Consider the following 16,903-nt stretch of genomic DNA (forward strand, 5'->3'; position numbering starts at 1 on the left):
ACCACCCCCCGGCGCCCCACCCCCGCCGAACAGGCGGTTTCTCGGCAGGATCGCGCGATCGTGCCGAGAAACCGCCTGTTCGGCACCGGGGGCTCTTGACGGGGCCGGTAGGGAGGTGCACACTCAAGGTGTTCAATCGATTTAGCAGACCTACCGATCTCACGAGGAAGTGGGTGATCACATGGGGCGGGTCCGGATCTCCGACGTCGCCGCCGCCGCCGGCGTCTCGACCAGCACGGTGTCCCTCGTGCTCAACGACCGGGACGTCCGCATCCCGCACGAGACCCGCGAGCGCGTCCGCCGTGCCGCCGCCGAGGTCGGGTACTCCCCCAACACCGTCGCCCGCGGGCTGCGCATGCAGCGCACCCGGACCATCGGGCTCATCTCCGACACCATCGCCACGACGCCGTTCGCCGGCCGCATGCTCGCCGGCGCCCAGGACGCCGCGCGGGAGCACGGCTACCTCGTCTTCCTCGTCGACACCGAGAGCGACCCGCAGGTCGAGCAGGACGCCATCCGCGCGCTCACGGGCCAGCAGGTCGACGCCATGATCTACGCCGCGATGTGGCACCGGGTCGTGGACGTGCCGAAGGGCCTGCCCGCCGGGACCGTCTTCCTGGACTGCCGGCCGGCGACGGGCGACTTCTCCGCCGTCGTGCCCGACGACCGCGAGGGCGGGGTGTCGGCGGTGCGCGAGCTCGTCGCGGCCGGCCACCGCCGCATCGCCTACCTCGACGTCGACGAGCCGGAACCGCCCGTCGCGTCCGCGCTGCGTCACGAGGGCTACCTGGCGGTGCTCGCCGAGGCGGGCATCGAGCCCGACCCCGCGCTGCACGTGCGGGGCGAGACGTCGGCCGCCGGCGGACGGCAGACGACCGAGCGCCTCCTCGACCTGCCCGCGGACCGCAGGCCGACGGCGATCTTCTGCTTCAACGACCGGATGGCCGCGGGCGTCTACGTCGCCGCGCACCGCCGGGGACTGGAGATCCCGCGCGACCTGTCCGTCGTCGGCTACGACGACCAGCAGCTGGTCGCGGGCGAGCTCGACCCGCCCCTGACGACCATCGCGCTCCCCCACTACGAGATGGGTCGCTGGGCGACAGAGGTCGCCCTCGGGGTCCGCGCGCACGAGGCGCCCCGCAGCACCCGGCTCATGCCGTGCCCGATCGTGCGTCGGGACTCCGTGAGCTCGCCGCCGGCAGCAGCTACCAACTCCAGCCGGCGACGAGCCTGACACAACCCTGTGCCCGCCGACGGCGGACACCGAGCGGTGACCCGACGTGGAGGTCGGGTCACCAAGAGAGGAAACCCCAGATGAACCGCAGATCCCTCCTGACGATCGTATCCGCGACCGCGGTCTCGGCCCTCGCACTCACCGCGTGCGGGCAGGCCGGGCAGGGCGGCGCCACCCCCGGCGACGGCGACGGACCCGTCGAGCTGAGCATGTGGACCCACTCGGCGGGCAACCCGGCCGAGCTCGAGGTCTACCAGCAGATCATCGAGGACTTCAACGCGTCCCAGGACGAGTACGTGGTCGTCGAGGAGTCGTTCCCCCAGGGCGCGTACAACGACGCGATCGTCGCGGCCGCCGCGGCGGGCGACCTCCCGTGCCTGCTCGACATGGACGGCCCCATCGTGCCGAACTGGGCCTGGGCCGGGTACATCCAGCCGCTCGGGCTCCCGACGGAGATCACCGACGCCCTGCTGCCCACCGCGGTGGGCACCTACCAGGACGAGATCTACTCGGCCGGGTACTGGGACGCCGCGCTCTCGGTCTTCGCACGCCAGTCGGTGCTCGAGGAGAACGACATCCGCATCCCCACGACGGACGAGCCGTGGACGATCGACGAGTTCGACGCCGCGCTCGCCACGCTCCAGGACGCCGGCTACGACACACCGCTCGACATCGGCGCCGAGGACACCGGCGAGTGGTGGTCCTACGCCTACTCGCCCATGCTCCAGAGCGCGGGCGGCGACCTCGTCGACCGCAGCACGATGCTCACGGCCGACGGCGCCCTCAACGGCCCCGAGGCCGTCGAGTTCTTCACCTGGTTCCAGGACGCTTTCACCGCCGGCTACACGAGCAGCTCGGGGACCATCGGCAACGAGGAGTTCAACAACGACGAGGCAGCGCTCAGCTACACGGGCGTCTGGAACGCGATGGACTCGCTCGACGCCGTCGGTGACGACCTGCTGATCCTTCCCCCGCCGGACTTCGGGCAGGGCGTGACGATCGGCGGCGGGTCGTGGCAGTGGGGCATCTCGGCCTCCTGCGACGCGACGGACGGCGCCCGCGCATACCTGGAGTTCAGCTTCGCCGACGAGTACCTCACCGAGTTCAGCGACAAGCAGGTCGTCATCCCGGCGACAGCGAGCGCGGTCGAGGCGTCCGAGCACTTCTCCGAGGACGGCGCCCTGCGACCGTTCGTCGAGCTCTCCGAGCGCTTCGCCCTCGCCCGGCCGGAGACCCCGGCCTACCCCGTGATCTCCTCGACGTTCGAGAAGGCCGGCAAGGACATCATGAACGGCGCCGACGTGCAGTCGACGCTCGACACGGCGGTCCGCGAGATCGACGCCAACATCGAGTCGAACGACGGGTACGGCTTCTGAGCCGACCGTCCCCGATCGGCGGGGGCGGTGAGAGCCGCCCCCGCCGGAACGGACGTGCACCATGACGACGTCAACCGCACCCTCGACCCCCTCTCTCCCGCCCACCCCACCGATCACCGACGGTGAGCCGCCCGTCGCGCCACCGGGCCGCCGTCGGGCCTCCGCGTCGCAGCGCGGCGAGCGCCGCGCCGGGCTCGCGATGGCCGCCCCCGCGGCGATCCTGCTCCTGCTGTTCCTCGTCGTGCCGGTGCTCCTCGCGTTCGGGCTCTCCGTCACGAACGCCCGGCTCATCTCGCCGAACCCGCCGCGGTTCGTCGGCCTCGACAACTTTGTGCGTGCGTTCGCCGCGGACCCCGTGTTCGTGCGCTCGCTCATCAACACGTTCCTGTTCGCCGTGGTCGTCGTACCCGTGCAGGCGGGACTCGGCCTGTTCCTCGCGGTCCTGGTGAACCAGAAGATCAGGGGCGTCACGGCGTTCCGCGTGATCTTCTTCATCCCGGTGGTCACGTCGATCGTCGTCGTGTCGATCCTCTGGCGGTTCATGTACCGCGAGGACGGGCTCGTGAACTCGTTCATCGACACGATCACGTTCGGCGCCTGGCAGGGAACCGCCTGGCTCGAGAACCCCAGCACGGCGCTGGGGGCGATCATCGTGCTGTCGATCTGGCAGGCCGTGGGCTTCCACATGCTCATCTGGTTGTCGGGCCTGCAGACCATCCCCGAGGAGCTCTACGAGGCGGCGCGGATGGACGGCGCGAGCCCGTGGCAGCTGTTCGCCAACGTCACCTGGCCGGGGCTGCGTTCCACGATGGTCTTCGTCCTCGTGACGATCACCATCGCGGCGCTGGGCCTGTTCGTCCAGATCGACGTGATGACCCAGGGCGGCCCCGTGAACTCGACGACGACGCTGGTCTACCACGCGGTGCGCAAGGGATACCGCGAGCAGGAGACGGGCTACGGGGCGGCGATCTCGCTGATCTTCTTCGTCCTCGTCCTCATCATCGCGCTCGTGCAGCGGTACCTGACCCGAGACAAGGACTGAGCCATGACCACCGTCTCCCCGCACCTGCGGGACACCGGCAAGAAGTCCGGCAAGAAGTCCGGCAAGGACGCCGACAAGGACGGGGGCGCCGGCGCGCACGGCGTCCGCACCCGTCGCAGGATCGCGTCCTACCTCACGATGACGCTCCTGGCCGTCGTCTTCCTCTTCCCGCTCGTCTTCATGTTCGTCTCGAGCCTCAAGCCGGACGCGCAGATCTTGTCGGACTCGAACTCGCTGCGGGCGTTCGTCCCCACCGGGGACATCAGCCTCGACAACTACTTCGGGGTGTTCGACCGGGTGCCCGTCGCCCGGTTCCTCTTCAACTCCGTCCTCGTCACGGTCCTCGTCGTGGGGATCGGGCTGGTCGTCAACAGCATGGCCGGCTTCGCGCTCTCCCGGCTGCAGTGGAAGGGCCGCGCCCTCGTCCTCAGCGTCGTCATCGCGACCCTCATCGTGCCCTTCGAGACGATCGCCGTCCCGATGGTCTACTGGGTCTCGAAGCTGCCGACCCTCGTCATGGAGGGCGGGGTGCTCAAGTACGACTTCGGCTGGCTGAACTCGTACCACGTGCAGATCGTGCCGTTCATCGCGAACGCGTTCTCGATCTTCCTGTTCACCCAGTACTTCTCGACGATCCCGAAGTCGCTCGACGAGGCCGCCCGTATCGACGGCGCCGGCTGGTTCACGATCTACCGCAAGATCGTCGCCCCGCTCGCGGGACCGGCGTTCGCGACGGTCGCGATCCTCACCTTCCTGCCGGCGTGGAACCAGTACCTGTGGCCGCTCATGGTCGTGCAGACCGAGGAGCTCCGACCCGTGATGGTCGGCATGCAGTACTTCTTCCAGCTCAACACGGCCTGGGGCGAGGTCATGGCGTACACGTCGCTCATCACACTGCCGGTCCTGCTCGTCTTCCTGTCCTTCCAGCGCGCGTTCGTCAGCAGCGTCGCCGCCAGCGGGGTCAAGGGCTGACCCGGCTGCGCCGCCGCGCAGCCGGGCACCACCCCGCCACCAGCTCGAAAGGGTCCACATGTTCACGCTTCCCGACTCCTGGGTGTGGGACTTCTGGCTCGCCGACGACGGCGAGCAGCACCACCTCTTCTTCCTCTACGCCTCACGCGCCCTGCACGACCCCGAGGCCCGCCACTACCGAGCGTCGATCGGGCACGCGGTCTCCGACGACCTCGTCACGTGGACGCGGGTCACCGACGCCCTGGTCCGCAGCGACGCACCGGCGTGGGACGACCTCGCGACCTGGACCGGGTCCGTCGTCCGGCACGACGACGGCACCTGGTTCCTCTTCTACACCGGCTCCACCCGCGCGCTCGACAGCAACGTCCAGCGCATCGGCTACGCGACGTCGTCGGACCTCCTCACCTGGCACAAGGCACCGGAGAACCCGGTCCTGGAGGCCGACGGCCACTGGTACGAGACCCTCGCCGACGGGCAGTGGCACGACGAGGCGTTCCGTGACCCGTGGGTGCTCGCCGACCCGGGCGGGGACGGCTGGCACATGCTCCTCACCGCGCGCGGCCGGACCGGACCTGCCCACGACCGGGGCGTCGTCGGGCACGCGTGGTCCCCGGACCTGCGCACCTGGGAGCTGCGACCGCCGCTCAGCGTGCCGGGGCAGGGATTCGGCCAGCTTGAGGTCATGCAGGTCGAGGTGGTCGACGGCGTCCCCGTCCTCCTGTTCTCGTGCGTCGCCTCCGACATGTCCGAGTCCCGACGCGTCGGGACGACGGGCGGGGTGTGGGCGGCGCGCGCCGACTCGCTCCTCGGCCCGTACGACGTCGCGGGCGCATGGCAGCTCACCGACTCACGCTGGTACAGCGGCCGGCTCGCGCAGCAGCGCGACGGCACGTGGGTCCTGCTGGCGTTCCGGCACGACGGCCCGGACGGCCGGTTCGTCGGCGGTGTCGGCGACCCCGTGCCGGTCCACTGGCAGGACGGCCGCCTCCTCCCCTCCTGACCCCCTCCCACCCCCCAGCCCGCCGAACAGGCGGCTTCTCGGCAGGATCGCGCGTGCGTGCCGAGAAACCGCCTGTTCGGCGGGGTGGGGTGGGGTGGGGTGGGGGCCGGGGAGGTCGTTGTGTACGAGCGTACGCTTGGGGTGTACGATCGTACGCATGTCTGTGACCACCGTTGCGCGGCCTTCGACCGTCGACCGGCGCGCGCGGGGGGCGGTCGCCGCCCTGTTCCTCACGAACGGCGCGCTGCTCGCCAACCTCGTGCCGCGCTATCCCGAGGTCAAGGACGCGCTCGACCTCACCAACACCGCCTACGGACTCGCGGTCGCCGCCTTCCCTGCCGGCGCGATCGCGGCAGGGTTGGCGGCCGCGACGCTCGTGCGCCGGTTCGGCTCGGCGCGGGTCGCCGTCGCAGGCACGGTCCTGACGGGCGTCGGGATCCTGCTCGCCGGGCTGGCGCCGGCCCTGCCCCTGCTCGTCGTCGCGCTCTTCGCCGCGGGCGCGATGGACGCGTTCACCGACGTCGCGCAGAACGCCCACGGTCTGCGGGTCCAGCGCCGCTACGGACGCTCGATCATCAACGGCTTCCACGCGCTCTGGTCGATCGGCGCCGTGCTGGGCGGCGCGACGGCCGCCGCCGCGATCGCCCTCGACATCCCCCTCGGCGCGCACCTCGCGGGCACCGCCGTGCTCTTCTCCGTCGTCGCCCTCGTCGCGCTGCGGTCGTGCCTCCCGGGTCTCGACGACGCCCCGGAGGGGGCGGCGCACCTCCCGGCGGGCGCGGGCGCGCCAGCCGCCCCCGACGTGTCCACGGGTTCGACCTCACGGACGTCGCGGTCCGGCGTCCCCGGACGCACCGTCCTCGTCCTCGTCGCCCTCGTGCTCGTCGCGGTCGCCGGGACGCTCGTCGAGGACGCGGGCATCACGTGGAGCGCGGTCTACCTCTCGGGTTCGCTCGGGGCACCGGCGACGCTCGCCGCAGCCGGGTTCGTCGCACTCGTGGGTGCGCAGTTCGTCGGGCGCCTCGTCGGCGACCGTATGGTCGACCGCTTCGGTCAGCGCTCCGTCGCCCGCGGCGGCGGGCTGCTCGTCGCCCTCGGCACGGGCCTCGCGCTCGCCGTCCCGACCGTGCCGGGCACCATCGCCGGCTTCGCGGCCGCCGGGTTCGGCGTCGCCACGCTCGTGCCGGCAGCCATGCAGCAGGCCGACGAGCTGCCCGGCCTCCGCACCGGGACGGGTCTCACGCTCGTCTCGTGGCTCATGCGGCTCGGCTTCCTGCTGTCCCCGCCGGTCGTGGGCCTCGTCGCGGACGCGACCAGCCTGCGGGCAGGCCTGCTCGTCCTGCCCCTGGCCGGCGCGCTCGTCGTGCTGCTGGCCGGCGTCCTGCCCGCACGCCGCACCGCCGCCACCCCACGCCCCCGCACGACCGAGGAGGTCCCCGCATGACCGTCGACCACTTCGCCGGTGACGACCGCACGAACCGCGAGCGCATGCTCGCGGGTGACCTGTACGTCGCCGACGACCCGGAGAACGAGCGCCTCGCGAAGCGCGGGATGCGCCTCGTCGACGAGTACCACCGCGCCGTCGTCGCCGACGACCCCTCGTCGCGCGCGATCCTCACCGACCTGCTCGGCACCCTCGGCGAGGGCGCCTGGATCAAGCCCCCGCTCACCGTCGACTACGGCGAGAACCTGCACGTCGGCGCACGCACGTTCGTCAACTCGAACCTCACAGCGCTCGACGTCGCGACGATCACCGTCGGCGAGGACTGCCAGATCGGCCCGAACGTCCAGCTCCTCACGCCCACCCACCCGGTCGAGCCGGGACCTCGCCGCGACAAGCTCGAGGCGGCGAAGCCCATCACGATCGGCGACAACGTCTGGCTCGGCGGTGGCGTGATCGTGTGCCCGGGCGTGAGCATCGGGGAGAACACGGTCGTGGGTGCGGGCGCCGTGGTCACGCGGGACCTGCCCGCGGACGTCGTCGCCGTCGGCAACCCGGCGCGCGTGATCCGGGAGCTCTGAGCCGTGGAACCCGACGTCACGACCCCCGCCCCACCGCAGCGCGCCCGCCGTCACGACCCGGGGCGACGGGACCGGATCGTCGACGCGTGCCTGGACGTCATCGCCGAGCACGGGGTCGCGGGGACGTCCCACCGCCGCGTGGCCACGGCGGCCGACGTGCCGCTCGGGTCGATGACCTATCACTTCGCCGGGATGGACGAACTCCTGCACGAGGCGTTCGGGCGCTTCGCGCGCGACGCCGCCGCCCAGTTCGAGCGCCGCATGGTCGAGGCCCGCACCCCGGAGGACGCGGTCCAGGCGGTCACCACGCTCATCACGCACGACGTCTTCGCCACCCAGCGCGACCTCGTGCTCTCCCACGAGCTGTACACGCTCGCCGCGCGCGACCCTGCCTACCGCACCCTCACCAACGACTGGATGCGGCGCAGCCGGGACGCTCTCGGGCGACACTTCTCTGCGGCCACGTGCCGCGTGCTCGACGCGTTCATCGAGGGGATGACCATCCACCGCGCGCTCGACACCGAGCCGCACGACGACGTCGACGTGCTCGGCGCCGTCCGCCGGCTCACCGGGGTCACGCCTCCCGGGGTGCCGTGACCGCGCCGGGTGCCTGCCCGGCGTAGTGCTCGCGCAACGTCTCGAGGTACACCTCGAACGGCTTGGCGGGCGGGCCACCCCGGGACGCCACGAAGCGGTCGAGGTAGAACTCCCAGCCCGGGCCGATGTCGCCCGGGTCGTCGTCACGGCCGAGGTGGTGGCGCAGCTCGACGCCGGTCGTGCGCACCCGCTGGCGCGTCACGGTGACGTCGAGGCGCCAGCCGCCCTGGTCGATCGAGAACGACCGCGGCGGGTCGCACGCGAGGACGTTGATCTCCTCGAGCGGCTCGCCCTCCTCCGCGATGAGCCGGACCTGGACGGTCGCGCCCGGGCGGAGGTCGCCGTCGAGCACCCCGAACCACCCCGCGAGGCGCTCGGGGTCGGTGAGGCTCGACCAGACGTCGTCGGCGGGGGCGTGGAACGTGCGCTCGAGCACGAGGTCGCGCCCGACGTCGGTCACCTCCACCCGGCCTGTGGGCGGCGGTGCGGGATCCACCTGGGCGGCCGCACGGGCGGCGAGGTCGAGCAGGACGTCGAGGTCGACGTCGTCGAGCGACCGGAAGCTGATCACGGACTTGCCGACCTTCGCGCCGCCGAGCTCGTGGGCGTGCCGCTCGGCGAGGTACTGCCCGTCCTCGACCGCGTTGACGTAGACGCTCACGGAGTCCTGCTGCGCCGCGAGCCCGACGACGAACCACTCGACCGGGTCGCGCCGCGGCCGGACGTCGACCATGTCGCCGTACCCGATGATGCGCTGCTCGCTCCCACCCCAGAACACGCCCTCCCACGCCACGCGCGAGTGCCCCGCGAAGACGCGGGAGAGCTCGGCGTCGAGGCGTGCGACGTCGGCGCGGAAGCGGTCCGGGAGACTCTCGACGAGCTCGTCCGGGTCCGTCGTGGTGCGCTGCATCGCGGGTCCTCCGTCAGGTCGGGTCACCGGTCCGTCCCCCCACGCTAGCCGCCCGTGTCAGGGGCGAGTCACGTCGTCGATCTGCGGATCGTCGGTCACGCCGCTGCGGACCGGCTTGCCGCCCACCTCGACGCCGACCGCGTCGGTCACGGGGTGACCCGGTGGGACCTCGACGACCTGGCTCACCGCCGCGAGGTCGGCCGTGCATTCCCGAGCCGGGTGCGGCTCCACGGAGAGCTGCAGCGTCGACGCGTCCGCCCAGGCGATCGCGACCGGGACGACCGGACAGCTCGAGCTACCCCACGTCGTGACGATCAGTCGGGCCGGGTCGGTCGAGATGTCGACCACCGCACTGGTGACCCCCTCGGAGAGCGCCGGCAGCGGCGGATGCCAGTCCGTGAAGCGGTCGATGGCGATCGACGCCGAGCCGTCGGAACCCGCAGGTGGCGTCGTGCCGTCGGAGGACGCCGCGCACGCACCTAGCAGCACCAGTACCGACGGCACCGCGAGCAGAGCTGTCGTCCGCAAGCGTCCTCGCACGTCGCAACCCTTCGGAGCCGAACCGTCGTACCCGCCTAGTATGGCGCAGGCCTGCTCGGCGCCGGATCGGTGACCGGGCGCACGCGGAGCGAAGGACGGACACATGCGCAGGACGACGGTCACGGCTCTCGCGGTGGCAGCGCTGCTCACCGGCTGCACGGGAGGCACGTCGTCCGAGCCGGCGACGACGCCTGCGGGCGCCACCAGCGACGCCACCGACATGGCCGAGGAGACAGAGGCGACGCAGACGTCCGACCCGCGCGAGGGCGAGCCGGTCGTCGCGCAGCAGGTCGTGCCCGACGTCGAGCGTCCGGACGACACCGCGACCGTGGGCGTGCAGTCGTTGACCGTCGAGGGCGAGACGATGGTGCTCCGCCTGGTCGTGACGCCGGACTTCGCGAGCGTCGGCGACTCGGAGGCGGTCCCGCTCGGTGAGGTCTTCAACCCCTCGCTCTTCTTCGGCGTCTCGTTGCGGCTCATCGACCGCGAGAACCTCAAGGAGTACTCGGTGATCAGCGAGGGCAACCGGTGGTGGGCGACCGGCCAGCGTGACGTCGAGGCGCTGCGCGGCGAACCGATGTACGCCTACGCGGTGTTCGCCGCGCCCGAGGACGACATCGAGGTCGTGGACGTCGTGCTGCGCGAGGACTACCCCGTGCTCCCCGACGTCCCGATCACCCGATGAGCGCGCGCCCACAGCGTCGGACGGGTCGGGCACCCGGCCTTGCGGTCGGTGTGCTGGTCGGGCTGGGGTTGCTCGTCGTGACGCCGACGGCGGGTGCCGGCGTCCCGGGCGGTTCGCCGGACGACGTGGTGCCGGCCGAGTTCACCGCGCCGTCGCCGGAGCTCGTCGCGGCCAGCATCCACCGCTGGGACCCCGCGGGCCACGTGAGGCCTCTCGAGACGGAGACGTCCGACGGCGCCGAGACCGTCGTGAGCCTGGACAGCGACATCCTCTTCGCGATCGACAGCGCCGAGATGTCCACCTCCGCGACCGTGCGGATCGGTGAGCTCGTGGCGGACGTGCCCGACGGCGCGGAGGTGTCCGTCACGAGCCACACCGACGACGTCGGGACGGACGAGGACAACCGGCTGCTCTCGGAGGAGCGGGCGCAGACCGTCGCGGACGCCGTCACGGAGGCACGCCCGGACCTCGACCTCATGGTGGCCGGGCGCGGCGAGAGCGAGCCCGTCGAGAACAACTCGACCCCGGAGGGTCGGGAGGCCAACCGCCGCGTCGAGATCCGCTACGGAGGCTGACCCCTCCCGTACGTCTCACTCTACGAGCACTTTCTGGACCGGATCCTGGATGGCACCTACGATCGTGTCAACCATCCAGAGCGGTCGAGAGTCCTGGCTCGACGACACCGCAGCAACCCGCCGACGGAAGCCTCCCGAGGACAAAGGTGCTACAGCCAGGTTCGATGGAGTGACGCATGGAAGAGGCAACCCGTCCGACCGTCCCGACGGCGACCGCACCGCGGCGCCACGTCGGCGGTCCGCTGCGTGCCCGTGGAGGGGCACGATGAGCGTCGCGGACGCCATCGGTCAGGCGCACACCGGAGCGGGACCCACGGTCTCGTTCGAGCTCATGCCACCCCGCCGGCCCGACGCCGCCCCGAAGTTCTGGGAGACCGCGCGGCGCCTGGTCGCCACCCACCCGGACTTCGTCTCCGTCACCTACGGTGCGGCGGGCAACGACCGGGAGACGTCGCGACGCGTCATCGGGCGTCTTCTGCAGGGCACACCGGTCCTGCCGATCGCGCACCTGACCTGCGTCGGGGCGTCGCGCGAGGACGTCGAGGAGGTCATCACCGACTTCCTCGACGCCGGCGTGCGCAGCTTCCTCGCCCTGCGCGGCGACCCGCCCAAGGACCAGCCGGACTGGAACCCCCCGTCCGACGGCGTACGGTCCAGCACCGAGCTCGTCGCCCTGCTGCGCGAGGTCGAGGCCTCGCGCTGCGCCGCCAACCCGAGCCTCGCCCTGCGGGGCGCGGCCCGACCGCTGACGATCGCCGTCGCGACGTTCCCCGACGGGAACGTCGCCGCGGGCACCACCCGTGAGCAGGAGGTGCGCCGCCTGTGGCAGAAGCAGCAGGCGGGCGCCGACTTCGCGATCACGCAGCTGTTCTACGAGGCGTCGTCGTACGTCGACTTCGTCGCCGCGGCCCGCGCCGCCGGGGTCACGATCCCGATCCTCGCGGGCCTGATCCCCACGACCGACCCGGCGCGCCTCGTGCGCGTCGAGACGCTCACGGGGGTGCGTGCACCCGCGCACCTGCTCGCGGCGCTCGAGGCCGAGACCGACCCCGAGCGGCAGCACGCCCTCGGCATCGCGTACTCGGTCGACCTCGCCCGCAAGGTGCTCGACGCCGGGGCTCCCGGCCTGCACATCTACACGTTCAACAAGCATCGCGCCGCACTCGACCTGCTCGAGGGAGTCCACCTCGGCGGCGGGGTGAGGGCGGTCACCGACGGCAGCGATGTCGGCGGCGACCCCCTCTCCCCGGACCTGGCCAGCGGGCCGTGGGTCACCGGCACCTCCCTGCCCGACCTTCCAGCCGCCCGGCCGGTCAGCGACGTCGCCCGCAACGGCACCGCTGTCTGACCGACCCGGCTGCACCACCGACAGGACATCTCATGACCACCTCTTCCGTCACCACGCCCGTTTTCCCGACCGGTTCCGTCCTCGGGTACCCGCGCATCGGCCGCCGCCGCGAGCTGAAGAAGGCCGTCGAGGCCTTCTGGGCCGGCACGACCACCGCCGACGAGCTCGAGGCCACGGCCGCCGACCTGCGCATCTCCACCGTGCAGCGGCTGGTCGAGCTCGGCCTCGACGCGTCCGACGGCGCCGTGCCCGGCTCGTTCTCCTACTACGACCAGGTGCTCGACGCCGCGGCCCTCCTCGGTGCCGTGCCGTCCCGGTTCGCGTCCCTCACCGACGCGGACGGTCGCCTCGACCTCGCCGGGTACTTCACGGTCGCCCGTGGCGCGGGCGACGACGCCCCGCTCGAGATGACGAAGTGGTTCGACACGAACTACCACTACCTCGTCCCCGAGATCAGCGGTTCCACGCCGTTCCGGTTCGCCGACGACCGTGTCGTGCGCCAGTTCGTCGAGGCGAAGGAGGCCGGGGTCGTGACCCGGCCGACCGTCGTCGGGCCGGTGACGTTCCTCGCGCTGTCCAAGGCGGCCGACGACGCCGCACCGGGCTTCCACCCCCTGTCCCGCCTGGGTGACGTCGTCGCCGTGTACGCCGAGCTGCTGCGTGCGCTCGCCGCCGCCGGGGCTCCCTGGGTGCAGCTCGACGAGCCGATCCTCGTGTCCGACTCGATCGACGTCCCCGTCGCCGACCTGCACGAGGCGATCGAGGCGACGTACCAGGCGCTGGCGAGCGAGCTCGCCGTCGGCACCGACCGCCCCGCGATCCTCGTGGCCGCACCGTTCGGCGGGCTGCAGGGCGAGGACGGCGACGGCCTCGCGCTGCTCGCCGGCACCGACGTCGAGGCGATCGCGATCGACCTCGTCAAGGGGTCCGTCCCGGCCGGCCCCGTCGCCGGGCTGGAGACCAAGACGCTCGTCGCGGGCGTGATCGACGGGCACAACGTGTGGCGCGCCGACCTCGACGCGAAGCTCACCGTGCTCGAGCAGCTCGGCGCCCTCGGCGCCGGTGCCGTGACCGTCGGCACCTCGACCTCGCTCCTGCACGTGCCGCACGACGTGGACGAGGACGTCTGGGACGGCACGGACGGGCGCGACCCGCGCCTGAAGGCCTGGCTCGCGTTCGCCGACCAGAAGGTCGCCGAGGTCGCGACCCTCGCCGCGGGCCTCACCGACGGCCGCGACGCGGTCCGCGCGCAGCTCGACGAGGCGAGCGCCGCCGTCGCCTCCCGCGCCACGGCGGCAGGCGTCGTCGTCCCGGCGGTGCGCGAGCGCGCCGCCGCCCTCACCGACGCGGACTTCGCCCGCGGCGACTACGCCGAGCGTGCGGCCGCGCAGGCCGCCGAGCTCGATCTCCCCCTCCTGCCGACGACGACCATCGGGTCGTTCCCGCAGACGCCGGAGATCCGCCGGGCGCGGGCGCTCAACGCCAAGGGCCAGCTGTCCGACGCCGACTACACGGCCGCGATGCAGGACGAGATCCGCCGCGTCGTCGCGCTCCAGGAGGAGATCGGCCTCGACGTCCTCGTGCACGGCGAGCCCGAGCGCAACGACATGGTGCAGTACTTCGCGGAGAACCTCGACGGGTTCGCCGTGACCGCGAACGGCTGGGTGCAGTCGTACGGCTCGCGCGGCGTCCGCCCGCCGATCCTGTGGGGCGACGTGCAGCGCCCGGCCCCGATCACGGTCGGCTGGTCGACGTTCACCGCCTCGCTCACCGCCAAGCCGGTCAAGGGCATGCTTACCGGGCCGGTGACGATCCTCGCGTGGTCGTTCGTGCGCGACGACCAGCCGCTCGGCGACACCGCCAACCAGGTGGGCCTCGCGCTGCGCGACGAGATCGCCGACCTCGAGGCGGCCGGGATCGGGATCGTGCAGGTCGACGAGCCCGCCCTGCGCGAGCTCCTGCCGCTGCGGCGCGCCGACCAGGGCGCGTACCTCGACTGGTCGGTGCGCTCGTTCCGCCTCGCGACGTCGGGCGTGCGCGCGGCGACGCAGATCCACACGCACCTGTGCTACTCGGAGTTCGGCGAGGTCATCGGCGCGATCGACGGGCTCGACGCCGACGTGACGTCCGTCGAGGCGGCGCGCTCGCGCATGGAGATCGTGCCCGAGCTCGCCGAGGCCGGCTACCACCGCGGCATCGGGCCGGGCGTCTACGACATCCACTCCCCGCGCGTGCCGTCGGCGGAGGAGGTCACCGAGCTCCTCGAGCTCGCGGTGAAGTCCATCGACGCGAAGGTCGTGTGGGTCAACCCCGACTGCGGCCTCAAGACCCGCCGCTACGAAGAGACCGTGCCCTCGCTCGAGCACCTCATCGCGGCGACCAAGGCCGTGCGCGCGACCCTCGTCTGACAGACGTGACCGGTGACGGTGCGGGTGTCAGCCCGCACCGTCACCGGGTTCGGTCAGCCTGCGGCCAGGATCAGCGCCGACGTCCGGGAGACCGTTCGTCTCAGGTGGGTCCACGCTGTCCGGCGTGGTCTGCTGCCACGGGTGAGGTGTCGACCGTGAGGTCACGCGGCCTGGGTCGCGCTCGGCGCGCACGGACCGTGATCACGGACCCGGCGCACACCGCGAGGAGGGCGACGGCCGCGCCGAAGCACAACAACGTCGTGAGCAGTCCGAGGTGCTGCCAGGCGATCCCGACGAGCCCGTTCGTGACGGCGATCGTCACGCCCGTCACCGTCCCGAGGATCGACATCCCCGTCGCTCGCACACCATCGGGGAGGTGCTGCTGCGCCCAGACGGCGAGGGTCGCCAGCGACCAGCCGACGAAGACCTCGGCCGCGACGTAGGCCGCCGCGCCGACCCAGCTCCCGAGGGCCACGGCCGCGAGGCTCAGACCCAGCGCCGGGACGAGGACCGTGAGGACCACCGCCGGATCGAGGCGCTGCGTGCAGCGGGACAGCGCCGCGCCCCCTGCGGCCCCGACGGACATGACGAAGAGCGCGAGGCCGAGCCAGCGCTTCTCGATCTCGAGGACGTCCGTGAGGAAGGGCTGCCAGGTGAGGATGAGCGTCCCGAGCAGCACGCTCGTCAGGACGCTGAGCACCACGAGACCGCGACCCCCGGGGCCGAGGACCACGCGGGCGCCGAGCAGGAGACTCGCACGGACCGGCACCTCCGACCGGACCGATGACTCGGGCCAGCCCACGACGACCCACAACCCGGCGAGCAGGAGCAGGACGCCGGAGGCCGCGACGAGGACCGAGGTGCCGGTGAGCGGGACCCCGAGGACGACGAGGAGCGCTGCGAGCGCCGCCGCGCTCCACCGCGTGACCTCGCTCCCCCGGACCGCACCCGCGATGAGCCCGCCCTGCCCGGTCGCGTTGAGGGTCGTCGCGACGAGCGCCACGACCGTCCCCGAGTACAGAGCGAGTCCGACTGCCCACACCAGGATCGCCACCGCGAACACCGCCGGGCCAGTGGCGAGCGCGAACGTCATGAGGCCCGCCGCCCAGGCGAGATGCCCACCGACGGCGAGCCTGCGGTGCCCGTACGTGTCCCCGAGCGCCCCGCTCGGAGCCTCGATGCCGATCGAGGTCACCGCCGGGAGCACCAGGAGAAGCCCGATGACTGCAGGACTCAGCCCACGGTCAAGCATGTGCGTGATGAACACGGCACCGAAGACGGAGTCGGCGACTGCGACGGAACCCGTGAGGACCCACATCCGCATGACGAGGCCGTTCCTGCCGGCAGAGGCGTGGCGCACGCGGTTCACGCTCGTGGCCGCCCCGTCAGGTGTGAGGCGAGTCGTGCGGCGAGCGCGATCCTGGCGAGGAAGGGATGCCACGGTTCCGGGTGAGCGCCCGCTCGCCCGCGACGTGGCGAAGGCCGTGCTGCACCCCGGCGTGCACGACGGGGCGCAGGAGCTCGGAGATCTCGTCGAGGCGGTGGGTCGGCAGGATGCGGCGCAGCGCACCCTGCGGGAGCGTGGCGAGGGCGGCCTCGGCCGAGTCGTTGGCCGCGAGATCTGTCACCGTCCCGTCGGTGCGGGCGACCGCACCGACGAGGAAGGACGCGAGGTAGATCTCGTCGACGAGGATCCGGCTCACGGTGTCGAGCAGACGACCAGCGTCCGGCAGTACGACCATCAGGTCCTCGACCTCGGGCGCGAGACGCGCAGGCGTCGTACCGAAGCGTTCGAGCGAGGGACCGCCCCGGAGCCTCGCCCAGCCGTCCTCCGCCGAAGGGTCCGGGACGAACGATGCGGCCTGCTGGTCCCACCAGTCGTAGTACGGCACCTGGTCGAGCGCCGGGAGGCAGGCCTCCGACGGCGACGACGGTCGGCTTCCCGCGAAGCTCACCGATCGCCGGAGCCCCATCACCGAGTTGCCCACCAGGCGGCCCGCGCCGTCCGCCACGCGGTGGGGGCACCGTCGGGGTCGGGATCGACGACGACCCGGAGGTCCAGGTCGGGGTGCGCGCGGCGGAGGCGTCGCGCGGCCTCGGCTCGCGACGGGTGGGTCATCACAGCGGCTGAGAGCACGACATCCGACGGACGCACCTCGGTGTCCTTCCACTCGGAGCGCGACGGCACCCGTCG

Annotated in this window: 16 protein-coding genes and 1 riboswitch; of the genes, 12 read left to right on the forward strand and 4 right to left on the reverse strand. The window is 72.2% G+C overall.

What is annotated here, in order from left to right; all coding sequences use genetic code 11:
- The first annotated feature begins 181 nt into the window (after nt 1-181).
- The 8 genes from OHL10_RS11350 to OHL10_RS11385 all read left to right on the forward strand — a co-directional run bounded on the left by OHL10_RS11350 (nt 182) and on the right by OHL10_RS11385 (nt 8,243).
- Entirely contained in the window at nt 182-1,234 is a 1,053-nt protein-coding gene (locus OHL10_RS11350; RefSeq protein ID WP_265522329.1) for a LacI family DNA-binding transcriptional regulator, read from the forward strand.
- An 80-nt stretch (nt 1,235-1,314) separates the two neighbouring features.
- Complete coding sequence (locus OHL10_RS11355) at nt 1,315-2,610, forward strand: sugar ABC transporter substrate-binding protein (protein WP_265522330.1); 1,296 nt, start codon at nt 1,315-1,317, stop codon at nt 2,608-2,610.
- 61 nt (nt 2,611-2,671) lie between these two features.
- Nucleotides 2,672-3,652 (forward strand): carbohydrate ABC transporter permease, encoded by a 981-nt coding sequence (locus tag OHL10_RS11360; RefSeq protein ID WP_265522331.1) that lies wholly within the window; start codon nt 2,672-2,674, stop codon nt 3,650-3,652.
- A 138-nt stretch (nt 3,653-3,790) separates the two neighbouring features.
- Entirely contained in the window at nt 3,791-4,624 is an 834-nt protein-coding gene (locus tag OHL10_RS11365) for a carbohydrate ABC transporter permease (RefSeq protein WP_265522467.1), read from the forward strand.
- Nucleotides 4,625-4,682: 58 nt separating this feature from the next.
- Entirely contained in the window at nt 4,683-5,624 is a 942-nt protein-coding gene (locus tag OHL10_RS11370) for a family 43 glycosylhydrolase (protein ID WP_265522332.1), read from the forward strand.
- 157 nt (nt 5,625-5,781) lie between these two features.
- The gene (locus OHL10_RS11375) at nt 5,782-7,068 is read left to right on the forward strand and encodes an MFS transporter (RefSeq protein WP_265522333.1); all 1,287 of its coding nucleotides are present in this window, start codon (nt 5,782-5,784) and stop codon (nt 7,066-7,068) included.
- On the forward strand, nt 7,065-7,646 hold the full coding sequence (locus tag OHL10_RS11380; RefSeq protein ID WP_265522334.1) for a sugar O-acetyltransferase: 582 nt from the start codon (nt 7,065-7,067) through the stop codon (nt 7,644-7,646). Before OHL10_RS11375 ends, OHL10_RS11380 begins: the two co-directional genes overlap by 4 nt.
- Before the next feature lie 3 nt (nt 7,647-7,649).
- Nucleotides 7,650-8,243, forward strand: coding sequence for a TetR/AcrR family transcriptional regulator (locus OHL10_RS11385; protein ID WP_265522335.1), 594 nt, complete (start codon nt 7,650-7,652; stop codon nt 8,241-8,243).
- Here OHL10_RS11385 and OHL10_RS11390 read toward each other — a convergent pair.
- Together OHL10_RS11390 and OHL10_RS11395 are read right to left on the reverse strand one after the other, a co-directional pair.
- On the reverse strand, nt 8,221-9,153 hold the full coding sequence (locus OHL10_RS11390) for an SRPBCC domain-containing protein (RefSeq protein WP_265522336.1): 933 nt from the start codon (nt 9,151-9,153) through the stop codon (nt 8,221-8,223). The two genes, OHL10_RS11385 and OHL10_RS11390, sit on opposite strands and share 23 nt — an antisense overlap.
- 57 nt (nt 9,154-9,210) lie before the next feature.
- Nucleotides 9,211-9,681 carry a hypothetical protein gene (locus OHL10_RS11395; protein ID WP_265522337.1) on the reverse strand — a complete coding sequence of 157 codons (471 nt, stop codon included), beginning with the start codon at nt 9,679-9,681 and terminating at the stop codon, nt 9,211-9,213.
- Nucleotides 9,682-9,796: 115 nt separating this feature from the next.
- Here OHL10_RS11395 and OHL10_RS11400 point away from each other — a divergent pair, with 115 nt between their 5' ends.
- The 4 genes from OHL10_RS11400 (at nt 9,797) to metE (ending at nt 14,709) form a co-directional block, all read left to right on the forward strand.
- Nucleotides 9,797-10,378: a hypothetical protein gene (locus tag OHL10_RS11400; protein ID WP_265522338.1), complete on the forward strand. Its 582-nt coding sequence runs from the start codon at nt 9,797-9,799 to the stop codon at nt 10,376-10,378.
- The gene (locus OHL10_RS11405) at nt 10,375-10,953 is read left to right on the forward strand and encodes an OmpA family protein (protein WP_265522339.1); all 579 of its coding nucleotides are present in this window, start codon (nt 10,375-10,377) and stop codon (nt 10,951-10,953) included. Before OHL10_RS11400 ends, OHL10_RS11405 begins: the two co-directional genes overlap by 4 nt.
- A gap of 68 nt (nt 10,954-11,021) precedes the next feature.
- Nucleotides 11,022-11,124, forward strand: a riboswitch (SAM riboswitch).
- Nucleotides 11,125-11,218: 94 nt separating this feature from the next.
- Nucleotides 11,219-12,301 (forward strand): methylenetetrahydrofolate reductase, encoded by a 1,083-nt coding sequence (locus OHL10_RS11410; protein WP_265522340.1) that lies wholly within the window; start codon nt 11,219-11,221, stop codon nt 12,299-12,301.
- A gap of 32 nt (nt 12,302-12,333) precedes the next feature.
- Complete coding sequence (gene metE, locus OHL10_RS11415) at nt 12,334-14,709, forward strand: 5-methyltetrahydropteroyltriglutamate--homocysteine S-methyltransferase (RefSeq protein ID WP_265522341.1); 2,376 nt, start codon at nt 12,334-12,336, stop codon at nt 14,707-14,709.
- 100 nt (nt 14,710-14,809) lie between these two features.
- On the opposite strand, the gene OHL10_RS11420 is transcribed toward metE, so the two are convergent.
- Together OHL10_RS11420 and OHL10_RS11425 are read right to left on the reverse strand one after the other, a co-directional pair.
- Nucleotides 14,810-16,069: an MFS transporter gene (locus tag OHL10_RS11420; protein ID WP_265522342.1), complete on the reverse strand. Its 1,260-nt coding sequence runs from the start codon at nt 16,067-16,069 to the stop codon at nt 14,810-14,812.
- Nucleotides 16,070-16,094: 25 nt separating this feature from the next.
- A complete protein-coding gene (locus OHL10_RS11425) occupies nt 16,095-16,721 on the reverse strand; it encodes a hypothetical protein (RefSeq protein ID WP_265522343.1) in 627 nt (208 codons plus the stop codon).
- Nucleotides 16,722-16,903 lie beyond the last annotated feature (182 nt).

The organism is Oerskovia flava (genome assembly GCF_026163685.1).
GTDB lineage: Bacteria > Actinomycetota > Actinomycetes > Actinomycetales > Cellulomonadaceae > Oerskovia_A > Oerskovia_A flava.

Coding starts and splice junctions, on each gene's coding strand:
- OHL10_RS11390 (WP_265522336.1), bottom strand. CDS start 9,153: ATGCAGCGCACCACGACGGACCCGGACGAGCTCGTCGAGAGTCTCCCG.
- OHL10_RS11355 (WP_265522330.1), top strand. CDS start 1,315: ATGAACCGCAGATCCCTCCTGACGATCGTATCCGCGACCGCGGTCTCG.
- OHL10_RS11375 (WP_265522333.1), top strand. CDS start 5,782: ATGTCTGTGACCACCGTTGCGCGGCCTTCGACCGTCGACCGGCGCGCG.
- metE (WP_265522341.1), top strand. CDS start 12,334: ATGACCACCTCTTCCGTCACCACGCCCGTTTTCCCGACCGGTTCCGTC.
- OHL10_RS11405 (WP_265522339.1), top strand. CDS start 10,375: ATGAGCGCGCGCCCACAGCGTCGGACGGGTCGGGCACCCGGCCTTGCG.
- OHL10_RS11380 (WP_265522334.1), top strand. CDS start 7,065: ATGACCGTCGACCACTTCGCCGGTGACGACCGCACGAACCGCGAGCGC.
- OHL10_RS11360 (WP_265522331.1), top strand. CDS start 2,672: ATGACGACGTCAACCGCACCCTCGACCCCCTCTCTCCCGCCCACCCCA.
- OHL10_RS11370 (WP_265522332.1), top strand. CDS start 4,683: ATGTTCACGCTTCCCGACTCCTGGGTGTGGGACTTCTGGCTCGCCGAC.
- OHL10_RS11400 (WP_265522338.1), top strand. CDS start 9,797: ATGCGCAGGACGACGGTCACGGCTCTCGCGGTGGCAGCGCTGCTCACC.
- OHL10_RS11350 (WP_265522329.1), top strand. CDS start 182: ATGGGGCGGGTCCGGATCTCCGACGTCGCCGCCGCCGCCGGCGTCTCG.
- OHL10_RS11365 (WP_265522467.1), top strand. CDS start 3,791: ATGACGCTCCTGGCCGTCGTCTTCCTCTTCCCGCTCGTCTTCATGTTC.
- OHL10_RS11410 (WP_265522340.1), top strand. CDS start 11,219: ATGAGCGTCGCGGACGCCATCGGTCAGGCGCACACCGGAGCGGGACCC.